The following is an 11,894-nucleotide window of genomic DNA, read 5'->3' on the forward strand; positions in this document are numbered from 1 at the left end:
TAAAAGGAGCGGGGTTCTGTGATCACCCACATCGCTACGTGATATGAGTGATCCCTACCCCGGCGAGCGCCTGCGGCGCAAACGGCCGCTGCACGGCCGGCTCTCGATCAGTTGGCTTCCGAATGGATCAGAGCTGCAGGATTCTGTGATCACCCACATCGCTGCGCGATATGAGTGATCCCTAACCCAGCCAAGCGCCTTTGGCGCTGACGCATGCTGCGCATGCGTCTCTTGGATCAGTTGGCTTCCGACAACTGATCCAAGATGGCTGGGTTCTCCAAGGTACTCGTGTCCTGCGTGACCGCCTCACCTTTGGCGACCGAGCGCAAGAGACGGCGCATGATCTTGCCGGAACGGGTCTTGGGCAGGTTGTCACCGAAACGGATGTCCTTGGGCTTGGCAATCGGGCCGATTTCCTTGGCCACCCAGTCGCGCAACTGCTTAGCAATCGCTTTGGCTTCGTCCCCCGTTGGGCGGGCGCGCTTGAGCACCACAAACGCGCAAATGGCCTCGCCCGTGGTGTCATCCGGACGGCCCACCACGGCCGCTTCCGCGACCAGCTCGGTGCAGCTGACCAGCGCCGACTCAATCTCCATCGTGCCCATGCGGTGACCCGACACGTTCAAGACATCATCGATACGGCCGGTAATCGTGAAGTAACCCGTCTCGGCATCGCGGATCGCGCCGTCACCGGCGAGGTAATAACCTTTCAGTTCCTCAGGGTAGTAGCTCTTCTTGAAACGCTCGGGGTCGTTGTAAATGGTGCGGATCATCGATGGCCATGGCTTCTTGACGACCAGAATGCCGCCCTGCCCGTTGGGTACATCATTGCCCATCTCGTCGACGATGGCCGTCGTGATGCCGGGGAATGGCAGCGTACAAGAGCCCGGCACCAAGGGTGTGGCGCCCGGCAGCGGCGTGATCATATGACCACCGGTTTCGGTCTGCCAGAAGGTATCCACAATCGGGCAGCGGCCGCCACCGATATGCTTGTGATACCACTCCCAAGCAGCGGGATTGATAGGCTCGCCGACCGAACCCAGCAAGCGCAAGCTGCTCAGGTCATAACGGTCCGGATGCACGGCGGCATTGCCTTCCGCCGCCTTGATCAGCGAACGAATCGCCGTCGGCGCGGTGTAGAAAATCGTGACCTTGTGCTTCTCTATCATCTGCCAGAAGCGCCCGGCATCCGGATAGGTGGGCACGCCCTCGAAGACGATCTCGGTGCCGCCCAGCGCCAAGGGGCCGTAGGTGATATAGCTGTGGCCTGTCACCCAGCCGATATCGGCCGTGCACCAGAACACATCGTTGTCCTTCAGATCGAAAGTCCACTTGGTGGTCAGCGCTGCGTGCAGCAAATAACCGCCGCTGGAGTGCTGCACGCCCTTGGGCTTGCCGGTGGAGCCCGAGGTGTAGAGCAGGAACAAGGGATGCTCGGCCTCGACCCACTCGGGCTCGCAAGTCAAAGGCTTGCCGGCCAATTCCTCATGCAGCCAGTGGTCACGCCCCTCAACCCAGCCAATCTTGCCGCCGGTGCGCTTGTAGACAATCACATCTTTCAGCGTTGGGCACACACCGCCTTCCAGCGCCTCGTCCACGATGGCCTTCAATGGCAGCGCCTTGCCGCCACGCAGCTGCTCGTCGGCGGTGATCACCATCACGGCGCCGGCATCTTGGACCCGGTCGCGCAGGCTTTGCGCGGAGAAGCCGCCGAACACCACCGAGTGGATCGCGCCGATACGAGCACAGGCCTGCATCGCCACGACACCTTCGACCGACATCGACATATAGATGACCACGCGGTCACCCTTCTTGACCCCGCGTGCCTTGAGCACATTGGCCAGCTGCGCCACCCGACCCAGCAATTCGCTGTAAGTGACCTTGGTGGACGAGCCATCATCGGCCTCGAAGATGATCGCGACCTTGTCACCCAGGCCACGCTCGACATTGCGGTCCAGGCAGTTGTAGGACACATTCAGGCGCCCGTCTTCAAACCACTTGAAGAATGGTGCATCGCTGTCATTGAGCACTTTGGTGAACGGCGTCTGCCAAGTCACGAACTCGCGCGCCAATCGGCCCCAATAGCCTTGGTAATCGGCCTCGGCCTCATCCACCAAGGCCTGGTAGCCGGCCATGCCTTTGACATTGGCCTGTTCTTGCCAAGCTGGGCTGGGCAGATATAGATCGTTCTGACTCATGATGTGTTTCCTCTGGCACTCGCGGATTACAAAAATGACAAATGACTTGAACTACTGAGCGCTACTGTGCGTCCTGTCTCTGACGAAGCGCTTACTCTAGCGCGGTAACTCGACGTACTCCGTGCGCCTGATCGCAAATAGGCCCCTAAAATCGCCCCGCCACTTCGCGCACCTAGTGAGAACCCTATGACCCAGCCACCGCGACCTTTGCGTACCCTGCCAAAAATGATCTTTGCAACCCGCTGGTTGCAACTGCCGCTGTACTTGGGGCTGATCGTGGCGCAGGCGCTGTATGTGTTCCAGTTCTGGACCGAGTTGCTGCATTTGATCGAGGCCGCCTTCGGCAACCAAGACGCCTTGGCCCAACTGGTCAAGAGCATTGGCTATAAGACCGTTGCCATCAAGGATGCGGCCGATGCAGTGATCGGTTTTGAGCCGATCGGCAAGCTCAACGAAACCATTTTGATGCTGGTGGTGCTGGGCTTGATCGATGTGGTGATGATCTCCAACCTGCTGATCATGGTGATCGTTGGCGGCTACGAAACCTTTGTCTCACGCATGGGGCTGGAGGATCACCCCGACCAGCCCGAGTGGCTCAGCCATGTCAACGCCTCGGTACTGAAAGTCAAGCTGGCCACGGCCATCATCGGCATCTCATCGATTCATCTGCTCAAGACCTTCATCAACGCCGACAACTACGAGGTCAAGACCTTGATGTGGCAGACCATCATCCACGTGACCTTCTTGTTCTCGGCGCTGGCCATTGCCTATACCGACAAGCTGCTGTCGAGCGCGCACAGCAGCGACGACAAGCATTGATATTGAAACGCACTCAAGGCCGGGGTTGCCCAGGCGGGAGCCCGGCCTTGGAAGGCAGGCGCAGATGCAGCGCCGCCTTGGCCAGCAAGTTGGCGGACACCGGCGCGGTGATGAACAAGAACAGCGTGATCAGCAGCTCTTGCACGCCAAACTGCCGCTGGCTCCAGTGATAGAGCAGGCTGGCGATCAATACGCCGCCGACGCCTAAAGTCGTGGCCTTGGTCGGCGCGTGCAAACGCATGAAGAAATCCGCAAAACGCAGCATACCGATCGCGCCAATCAAGGCAAACAAGCCGCCGACCAGCAAGCAAGCGATGATCAGCAGTTGCAGCAGCGGGTGAATTTCAAAATTGGCCATCTGGCTTGCTCCCTTTACTCCAAAACGTCACCGCGGCTCAAAAAACGCGCCGCCGCCACCGTCGACACAAAGCCCAGCAGCGCGATGATGATTGCCGCCTCGAACATCAAGCCATTGCCCTCGCGCAGGCCTTGCAACACGACCAGGGCGACAAGGTTGACGTACATGGTGTCCAGCGCCAGGACCCGATCGGTCATGGCGGGGCCGACCAGCAAACGCCAGCCGCACAAGAGCAGAGCCAGGCCGATGGCGGCGCTGGCAAAGTCCAAGGCCCAGGCCAGCAAGGGCAGGCCCATCAACAAGTTCTCAGTCATTCAAAAATCTCCAGCAAGGGTCGCTCGTAGCGAGCCTTGATCTCGGCGGCCATCGCGACCGGGTCGGCGCAATCCAAGGCGTGAACCCAGATTTCGTGTGCTTCGTCGTCAACCACACAAGACACGGTGCCGGGCGTGGTGGTGATGAGGGTGGCCAGCAGCATGATGGCGCCGGGTTGGCGCAGTTCCAGCGCCACCCTCACCCAAGCGGGCTCGGGCTTGGCGCTGGGCGCCAGTACCAGGCGGGCCACCGCCAGATTGGCGCGGATGATGTCCCACAGCACGATCACGGCAAAGCGCAGTAGCAAGCCCGGCCGGCGTGGCCGCAAAGCGGGGCCGAGCAAGCCGTGCAGCAGCTTGGGCAGCAAGAGGCCAAAAGCAGCGGCCAGCAGCAGATGCGCAATGCTCAGGCTTTGCTGCAAGATCAGCCAAACAGCAAACAACAGGACCGAAAGCGCCGGATGACTCAAGCGGCGCGGCATGGCGGGCCTTGCTTTTGGCTTCATCGCGCGCCTCCTCGATAGGGCCGGGTGGTCTGCGGAAGTACGCCGGCGGACCCAAGCCCAGCACCTGGCTCGGCCAGCACGGCGCCAGCATAGGCCGCACGGTCCGTCAATTGAAGCGCCGCCGCCTGGCAATAACTTTGAACCGGAGCGGCAGCAACACTCAGCAAAACACTGGCCGCCAACAGCGAACAGGTTGCCAAGACCAGCTTTGGGCTGCCGCCCGCGCTGGCGCTGGCTGGCAGATCATCCCGTACATGCCAGAACAAAATGCTGCCAGCCCGAGCCAAGCCCAGCAACGTGCAAAAACCCACCACGAGCATCACCGTCCACACCAGCGGCGCCCAAGCATGACTGCTGGCCGCCTCCAGCAGCATCAGCTTGCCGATAAAACCCGGCAGCGGCGGCAAACCGGCGGCGGAAGCCGCCGCCAGCAACATCATCAAACCCAACAAGGTCGGCTGGGTGACAGGCGCCGCCGGCTGCAACTGGCCATCGGCGTCGCCGCGCTGCGCGGCCACCAACTCGGCCAGCAAGAACAGCGCCGCAATCACCAAAGTGCTGTTGATCATGTAATAAAACGCCGCACCCCAAGCCGCCGGACCATACAGGCCTATGCCCGCTAACACCGTGCCTACGGAGACCACGGTCAGCCAAGCCACCAGACGCGCCAAGGTCTTGGCCGCCAAGGCACCCAGCACCGCCACCACGCTGGTGGCCAGGGCCAGCGGCAGCAAAATCGGCTCCACCGTCAAGGCGGTCGCGCCGCCGCTGTCGCCAAACACCACGCCATGCACGCGCACGATCGCATAAACGCCGACCTTGGTCATGATGGCAAACAGCGCCGCCACCGGCGGACTGGTCGCCGCATAAGTCGACGGTAACCACATCGCAAGAGGCATCAGCGCCGCTTTGAAACCGAACACCACCAAAAGCAGCACCGCAGCCACCTGCAGCACGGCCGCGTCGGGCGCCGCCACGGCCGGCACGCGCAAGGCCAGATCGGCCAGATTGAGCGTGCCGGCCTTGGCGTAGATCAGCGCCAGGCCGATCAAAAAGAGTGCCGAGGCCGCCAAATTCAGCACCACATATTGCATGCCAAATCGAAAGCGCGCCGCCCCCTGGCCATGCACCATCAGTACATAGGAGGCGATCAGCAAGACCTCGAAGAAGACAAACAAATTGAACAGATCGCCGGTCACAAATGCCCCGTTCAAACCCATCAGCTGAAACTGGAACAGCGCATGGAAATAGCGCCCATGCGCATCCCAGCCGCCGCTCGCATACCCAAGTACCGGCAGCGCCACGCAAGCGGCCAACACCAGCATCAGCGCGCCCAGCCGGTCGACCAACAAAATGATGCCAAACGGAGCCGGCCAGTCGCCCAGCCGATAGGTGATCAACTCGCCTTCGGCGGCACGCAAAGCCAGCGCCAGCGCCAAGACCAGACCCAAGGCTGTGGACGCCAGCGCGATGCGACGCGCCCACAACAATTTGTGATGCCCGTGGCCACCATGCTGATCGCCGCCATGGTCACCCAGCAAAAGCAGGGCCATCGCGGTCAACGCCGGCAGCAAGACCGGCAAAACGGCCAAGTGCTGATGGAGCCAAGTCATCGAAGCGGCCTCGCTGCAAGGGCGTCTACAGGCTCGGCCCCATCGACATGATCGCTGCCGCTTTCATGCCGGCTGCGCAGCGCCAGCTCGATCACAAAGGCGGTTGTGGCAAAGCCGATCACGATGGCCGTCAACACCAAGGCTTGCGGCAAGGGGTCGGCCACCAGCCCCGAGCTTTGACCCAGGATCGGCGGCGCGTTGCGCCACAGCCGCCCCATCGCGAAGATAAACACATTGACCGCGTAGCCAATCAGACTCAGGCCCAACACGACCGAAAAACTGCGCCCGCGCAAGAGCAAATAAATGCCGCAGGCCGTCACCCAGCCAATCCCGCTGGCGAGCAAAAATTCCATCGAAATCGTCATGCGTAGCTTCCTCGCGGCGCGGGCTTCGCGCCCTCCTTGCTGGCCGCGCCCAGCACCGACAGCATCAACATCGTGGCACCCACCACGGTGATGTAAACACCCAGATCAAACAAGGCGGCTGTCGCCAACGGCAACTCACCAAGCAGAGGCAGGCTGGGGTGGCCATGGGCGCTGCTCAAGAATGGCCGGCCGAACAAGAACGCGCCGACGCCGGTCAGCCAGGCGATCAAGAGCCCCAGGCCTATCCAGCGCACATAACGCCGTCCGCCCTGGGCGTGCAGGACAGCCTCGGCCCGCTGCTGGCCATTGGCCATGTATTGCAGGACCAGCGCCACGCCGGTGACCAGGCCGGCAATGAATCCGCCGCCCGGCAGATTGTGGCCGCGCCAGTAGATATAGGCCGACGCCAGCAAGGCCAGCGGCAGCACCAAGCGCGCGACCACCCGCAGCATCAAGGGCTCCTGCGCAAAGCTCCAGGCGCGGCCGGCCCCATCGACCTGGGGTCGCTTGACCCGAAAACCGTCCAGCAAAGCCAACACACCCACTGCCGCTATGCCCAGCACAGTGATCTCGCCGAAGGTGTCATAGCCGCGGAAGTCGACCAGGATCACATTGACAATATTGTTGCCACCACCGCCCGACAGCGCGTTCTCCAGGAAGTACCAGGAAATCGAATCATGGTTGCGCGTCAGCATCAACCAGCTCAGCCAAGCCATGCCGCCGCCTCCCAGCAGCGCCAGCAAAGCGTCGCGCCCGCGCCGCAAATTGCTGGACTCCAGTTTGCCGATCTGCGGCAGCAAGGCAAGCCCCATCAGAAGCAAGGCGGTCGACACCACATCAACCGACAACTGCGTCAGCGCCAAATCGGGCGCCGACAAGGCCAAAAACGCCATCGAACACACCAGGCCCACGCCACCGGCCAAAATCACCGCAACAAAACGCTGGCGATGCAGCAAGACCAAGGCCAAGCCCAGCGCGATCAGCAACAGCCAAATGCCGACGGCAAGCGGCGGCGCGGCCAGCAATTCACGCGAGCCGGCCGTCAGACCATCACTGCGCGCCATCACCCATGCCGACAGGCCAATGGCCAGCGCCAACAGCCAGGCCAGATAGCTCTGCTGCGAGCCGTTCTCCAGCCGCCAGGTGCAGCGTCCGGCCAAGCCAAACAAGCCGTTGATTGCAAAGTGGAAAACAGCCTTCCCACTGAAGGGTCCGGGCAAGTAACGATGCAGCCGCCCGCCTGCCTGCAGACCGAAATACAGCAGCCCGCCACCGGCCAGGGCGATCAGACTCATCAGCAGCGGCAGATTCAAACCATGCCACAGCGCAAAATGAAACCCGGGCGCCGGCCCGCCCAACATCGCAGCAGCGGCCACGCGCACCAGCGGCCCGGCCAGCCACATCGGCGCCAGGCCTACGGCGATGCACATCGCCACCAGGACCAGCACCGGCAGCTTCATGCCCCAGGGTGGTTCATGGGGATGCGGCATTGGCAGGTCGCGCGCCGGACCGTTGAAGAAAACCGCATGCACCAGTCGCAGCGAATAGGCCGCCGAACAAAGACCACCCACGGTCGCCAGGACCGGAATCGCCCAGGACAGCGCCCCCCAGAAGTCGGCATGAAGAGACTGCTCCAGCATCAACTCTTTGGACAAGAAACCATTGAGCGGAGCGACACCGGCCATCGAGGCGGCTGCCAGCAGCCCGAGGCTGCCGACCCAGGGCATCACTTGCATCAGGCCGCCGAGTCGGCGCATATCGCGCGTGCCGGTCTCGTGATCGACGATGCCGGCCGTCATGAACAGCGCCGCCTTGAAGCAGGCATGGTTGAGGATGTGAAACACCGCCACCACGGCAGACATGGGCGTGCCCAAGCCAATCATGAAGGTGATGAAGCCCAGGTGGCTGATGGTCGAATAGGCCAGCAGCCCCTTCATATCATGCTTGAAGATCGCCACAAAAGCGGCGAACACCATCGTCGCCAGACCGACGCTGGCGACCACGCCTTCGAACAGGCCCGTGCCGCCCAACACCGGATAGAGCCGCGCCAGCAAAAACAGCCCGGCCTTGACCATGGTGGCCGAATGCAAATAGGCCGACACCGGCGTGGGCGCGGCCATCGCCTCGGGCAACCAGAAATGAAACGGCAGTTGCGCGCTTTTGCTGAAAGCGCCGATCAGAATCAGCGCCAAGGCAAGCGGATAGCGCGAGTCGGCGCGCACCAGCTCGCCCTGGCTCAGCATCTGGCCCATGTCGTAACTGCCGCAGATTTGCCCCAGCACGATCACGCCGGCCAGCAAGACCAGGCCACCGCCGCCGGTCACCGCCAGCGCCATACGCGCACCCTGGCGAGCTTCTTCCTTGTGCCCCCAATAGCCGACCAGCAAGAAAGAGGAGATGCTGGTCAGCTCCCAGAACACCACCAACAACAGCAGGTTGTCGGACAGCGCGATGCCCAGCATCGCCGCCATGAACAGCATCAATTGGCTGTAGAACTTGCCCTTGGGGTCCTCGGCTCCGAGGTAGAAGGCCGCGTAGAGAATGATCAGCAAGCCGATACCGGTGATCAGGCCGGCGAATAACAGGGACAAACCGTCCAAGCGTAAGCCCAAATTCAGGCCGATCGCCGGCACCCAATCGGCATGGCTGAGCAAAACCTGACCCTGCAGTACTTCTGGCGCAGCCGAAAGCAGCAAGCCGAAGGCGGCGGCCGTGATCAAGCCCGCCACCCAAGCGGGCGCTTGCGGCCTGCTCTTCAAGCCACCCAGCCAGCCACACAACACAGTGCCTAGCAGCAAGGGCAAGAGGACCACCGTGGCGAGCAACAGGTTCATCGATGAGGGATGGTTTTGAGGGCGGCCGATTGTAGGACGCGGCTGCATAAGCCCCGCTGAAAGCTTGCAACAAGCCGGCTTCGCTAAACTTGCGGCAGTTTCATCTCATCCTGGACCCCGCCCCATCATGTCTACTTCGATCAAATACAACGACTTCGTTGAAAGCGTCGCCGGCGCGCTGCAGTACATCAGCTACTACCACCCGGCCGACTACATCGCCCATCTGGCGCGCGCCTACGAGCGCGAGCAGTCGGCCGCCGCCAAGGACGCGATCGCGCAGATCCTCACCAACTCGAAGATGTGCGCCGAGGGCCGCCGCCCGATTTGCCAGGACACCGGCATCGTCAATGTGTTCCTGAAGGTCGGCATGGATGTGCGCTGGGAAGGCTTCCCCGGCTCGCTCGAGGACGCCGTCAACCAGGGCGTGCGCCAAGCCTATAACTTCGCCGACAACAAGCTGCGCGCCTCGGTCTTGAACGATCCGATCTTCGAGCGCAAAAACACCAAGGACAACACGCCGGCGGTCATCAGTGTGCAAATCGTGCCCGGCAACACCGTCGACGTGATGGTGGCGGCCAAGGGCGGCGGCTCGGAGAACAAGAGCAAATTCGTGATGATGAATCCGAACGATTCCATCGTCGACTGGGTGCTCAAGACCGTGCCGCTGATGGGCGCCGGCTGGTGCCCGCCCGGCATGCTGGGGCTGGGCGTCGGCGGCACGGCCGAAAAGGCGATGCTGATGGCCAAAGAAGCCTTGATGGAAGACATCGACATGTATGAACTGCTGGCGCGTGGCCCGCAGAACAAGCTCGAAGAGCTGCGCATCGAGCTGTACGAGAAGGTCAATGCGCTGGGCATCGGCGCGCAAGGCCTGGGCGGCCTGACCACGGTCTTGGACATCAAGATCAAGACCTACCCGACGCACGCCGCCTCCAAGCCGGTGGCGATGATCCCTAACTGCGCGGCCACGCGGCACGCGCATTTCGTGCTGGACGGCTCCGGCCCCAGCTTCTTGGAAGCCCCGAGCCTGGACCTGTGGCCCGATGTGCATTGGGCACCTGATTACAACAAGAGCAAGCGCGTCGATCTGAACACCTTGACCAAGGCCGAGGTCGCGAGCTGGAAGCCCGGCGACACGTTGCTGCTGAACGGCAAGATGCTGACCGGCCGTGACGCCGCCCACAAGCGCATTGCCGATATGTTGGCCAAGGGTGAGAAGCTGCCAGTGGACTTCACCAACCGGGTGATCTATTACGTCGGCCCGGTTGACCCGGTCCGCGACGAGGTGATGGGGCCTGCAGGCCCGACCACCGCCACCCGCATGGACGGCTTCACCCGCATGATGCTGGAGCAAACCGGCCTGATCGCCATGGTCGGCAAGGCCGAGCGCGGCCCGGTGGCGATCGAAGCGATCAAGGACAACGGCTCGGCTTACTTGATGGCCGTCGGCGGTGCCGCCTACCTGGTGTCCAAGGCGATCAAGGCCGCACCGGTGGTCGGCTTTGCCGACCTGGGCATGGAGGCAATCTACGAATTCGACGTTGTCGATATGCCGGTCACAGTGGCGGTAGATGCCGGCGGCACCAGCGCCCATATCACCGGCCCGGCCGAGTGGCAGCAACGCATTGCCTCGGGCCAAGGCTCGGTGATCGCGCTGAAGTCAGTCTAAGTCGTCAGCGGACCGGGCTCGGGGTTCGAGCTTGGTTGCTGCCCCGCCGTTTCACTGGCTGCCGCCAGCAAAACCTGGCCGGACGCCTGCACCGCGCGTATTTGCAGCGCGGCGCGCTGGCGTTTTTGAGCCTGCTCAGCCAGCACTTGGCTGAGCCGGACACCATATTTCAATGACTGCTCTTGCTCTTTCAGGGCCTGGCACAAGGCCATCGCTGTGCGCAAGAAGTCTTCGCGCTGCAAGGGATTCAAAGACACCGAGCGCTTGAGCAACAACTCCTGCAAACGCTCTTGCGCCGAAGCCAAATGACCGCAACGCAGATCAAGCTCGCACAGCGCATGGGCGGCCGAATAGTGCAGCACCTCAGAGGTCGAGTCGGCCAATAGCTGCAAACTGTCGTGGAACAAGCGCCCGGCTTCCTCAAAGCGCTGCGCATTCATCAAGGCATGGCCGACATTGAGCCGCAATATCGCGCGCTGCGCGTCCGACATAAAGCTCATATCCAACAGACCATGGGCCTGCTGCGCCAAGGGCAATAGTCGCATCGAACTGGCCTGAGCCAGCAGCGTTTTGCCACCGGCCAGCAACTCGTCAAATGCCAGCACCCCGGCCATCAAGGCATTGGCGAAGCAACGCACCAGGGCTGGGCCATTGCCCGATTCCTGCGCTTTGATCAGCGCCTGCTGATGGACTTGCTCGGCCGCCTCGAACTCACCTAAATTGGCCTGCACATGGGCAAACGTGGACAAGGCACTGGCCAGGCTTTCCAGCGGCGCCGCCTGACTGGCCAACTCCAAGGCTTGCAAGGCCAGCGGCAAGGCGTCCTCGGCCAAACCCGCCGCACACGCGGCCAGCGCGGCCTGATTGAGCATCGCCACCTGACCCGTGGCTTGATTCAATGCAGCGTAATGCTCGGCAGCTCGTATGGCGCAATTGAAGGTCTGATCAAACGCGCCGTTGGCCCAATGGGCCTCGGCCTGCAGCCGGGCTGCAGCTGCCGCACAGGGTTGAGGCCCCGAACCGCCGCAACTTTGTTCGGCCAACAGCGCAAGAGCGACGGCCGCCAACGGGCGCTCGCCATCAAACACCTGTTGCGCCTGTCTAAGCAGATCTTCACAACTCGCCTGATGTTTGACTTCTGGCTGTCGGCGCTTGGGTGGGGGCATGGCTCACCATTTATTAAAGTACTTCCCCTAATATACAAGGCTTGCGATATAA

10 protein-coding genes are annotated in these 11,894 nt (G+C 62.1%); 2 read left to right on the forward strand and 8 right to left on the reverse strand.

From position 1 onward, the window contains the following. Positions 1-236 precede the first annotated feature (236 nt). Positions 237-2,198 carry an acetate--CoA ligase gene (gene acs, locus LNV09_RS07800; RefSeq protein WP_263556525.1) on the reverse strand — a complete coding sequence of 654 codons (1,962 nt, stop codon included), beginning with the start codon at positions 2,196-2,198 and terminating at the stop codon, positions 237-239. Between the two features lie 186 nt (positions 2,199-2,384). On the opposite strand from acs, the gene LNV09_RS07805 reads away from it, so the two are divergent. Then, positions 2,385-3,017, forward strand: coding sequence for a TIGR00645 family protein (locus LNV09_RS07805; RefSeq protein ID WP_263556526.1), 633 nt, complete (start codon positions 2,385-2,387; stop codon positions 3,015-3,017). A gap of 13 nt (positions 3,018-3,030) precedes the next feature. Here the strand turns inward: LNV09_RS07805 and LNV09_RS07810 are convergent, their stop codons facing one another. The 6 genes from LNV09_RS07810 to LNV09_RS07835 are packed head-to-tail and all read right to left on the reverse strand — an operon-like array spanning position 3,031 to position 9,007. Continuing rightward, positions 3,031-3,375 (reverse strand): Na+/H+ antiporter subunit G, encoded by a 345-nt coding sequence (locus LNV09_RS07810; protein ID WP_263556527.1) that lies wholly within the window; start codon positions 3,373-3,375, stop codon positions 3,031-3,033. A gap of 14 nt (positions 3,376-3,389) precedes the next feature. Further along, positions 3,390-3,689 (reverse strand): K+/H+ antiporter subunit F, encoded by a 300-nt coding sequence (locus LNV09_RS07815; RefSeq protein WP_263556528.1) that lies wholly within the window; start codon positions 3,687-3,689, stop codon positions 3,390-3,392. Beyond that, the gene (locus LNV09_RS07820) at positions 3,686-4,195 is read right to left on the reverse strand and encodes a Na+/H+ antiporter subunit E (protein ID WP_263556529.1); all 510 of its coding nucleotides are present in this window, start codon (positions 4,193-4,195) and stop codon (positions 3,686-3,688) included. Before LNV09_RS07820 ends, LNV09_RS07815 begins: the two co-directional genes overlap by 4 nt. After that, positions 4,192-5,808 (reverse strand): monovalent cation/H+ antiporter subunit D, encoded by a 1,617-nt coding sequence (locus LNV09_RS07825; RefSeq protein WP_263556530.1) that lies wholly within the window; start codon positions 5,806-5,808, stop codon positions 4,192-4,194. Before LNV09_RS07825 ends, LNV09_RS07820 begins: the two co-directional genes overlap by 4 nt. Next, a complete protein-coding gene (locus tag LNV09_RS07830; RefSeq protein WP_263556778.1) occupies positions 5,805-6,161 on the reverse strand; it encodes a Na+/H+ antiporter subunit C in 357 nt (118 codons plus the stop codon). The genes LNV09_RS07825 and LNV09_RS07830 overlap by 4 nt, the downstream gene beginning before the upstream one ends. 8 nt (positions 6,162-6,169) lie before the next feature. After that, positions 6,170-9,007, reverse strand: coding sequence for a monovalent cation/H+ antiporter subunit A (locus LNV09_RS07835; RefSeq protein ID WP_263556531.1), 2,838 nt, complete (start codon positions 9,005-9,007; stop codon positions 6,170-6,172). 127 nt (positions 9,008-9,134) lie between these two features. Between LNV09_RS07835 and LNV09_RS07840 the strand changes: the two genes are divergently transcribed. Further along, on the forward strand, positions 9,135-10,676 hold the full coding sequence (locus LNV09_RS07840) for a fumarate hydratase (RefSeq protein WP_263556532.1): 1,542 nt from the start codon (positions 9,135-9,137) through the stop codon (positions 10,674-10,676). Here LNV09_RS07840 and LNV09_RS07845 read toward each other — a convergent pair. Beyond that, a complete protein-coding gene (locus LNV09_RS07845) occupies positions 10,673-11,842 on the reverse strand; it encodes a tetratricopeptide repeat protein (protein WP_263556533.1) in 1,170 nt (389 codons plus the stop codon). The genes LNV09_RS07840 and LNV09_RS07845 overlap by 4 nt on opposite strands. Positions 11,843-11,894 lie beyond the last annotated feature (52 nt).

The sequence above is a fragment of the Paucibacter sp. B2R-40 genome (assembly GCF_025717555.1).
Classification (GTDB): domain Bacteria; phylum Pseudomonadota; class Gammaproteobacteria; order Burkholderiales; family Burkholderiaceae_C; genus Paucibacter_A.

Coding starts and splice junctions, on each gene's coding strand:
- acs (WP_263556525.1), bottom strand. CDS start 2,198: ATGAGTCAGAACGATCTATATCTGCCCAGCCCAGCTTGGCAAGAACAG.
- LNV09_RS07805 (WP_263556526.1), top strand. CDS start 2,385: ATGACCCAGCCACCGCGACCTTTGCGTACCCTGCCAAAAATGATCTTT.
- LNV09_RS07810 (WP_263556527.1), bottom strand. CDS start 3,375: ATGGCCAATTTTGAAATTCACCCGCTGCTGCAACTGCTGATCATCGCT.
- LNV09_RS07815 (WP_263556528.1), bottom strand. CDS start 3,689: ATGACTGAGAACTTGTTGATGGGCCTGCCCTTGCTGGCCTGGGCCTTG.
- LNV09_RS07820 (WP_263556529.1), bottom strand. CDS start 4,195: ATGAAGCCAAAAGCAAGGCCCGCCATGCCGCGCCGCTTGAGTCATCCG.
- LNV09_RS07825 (WP_263556530.1), bottom strand. CDS start 5,808: ATGACTTGGCTCCATCAGCACTTGGCCGTTTTGCCGGTCTTGCTGCCG.
- LNV09_RS07830 (WP_263556778.1), bottom strand. CDS start 6,161: ATGGAATTTTTGCTCGCCAGCGGGATTGGCTGGGTGACGGCCTGCGGC.
- LNV09_RS07835 (WP_263556531.1), bottom strand. CDS start 9,007: ATGAACCTGTTGCTCGCCACGGTGGTCCTCTTGCCCTTGCTGCTAGGC.
- LNV09_RS07840 (WP_263556532.1), top strand. CDS start 9,135: ATGTCTACTTCGATCAAATACAACGACTTCGTTGAAAGCGTCGCCGGC.
- LNV09_RS07845 (WP_263556533.1), bottom strand. CDS start 11,842: ATGCCCCCACCCAAGCGCCGACAGCCAGAAGTCAAACATCAGGCGAGT.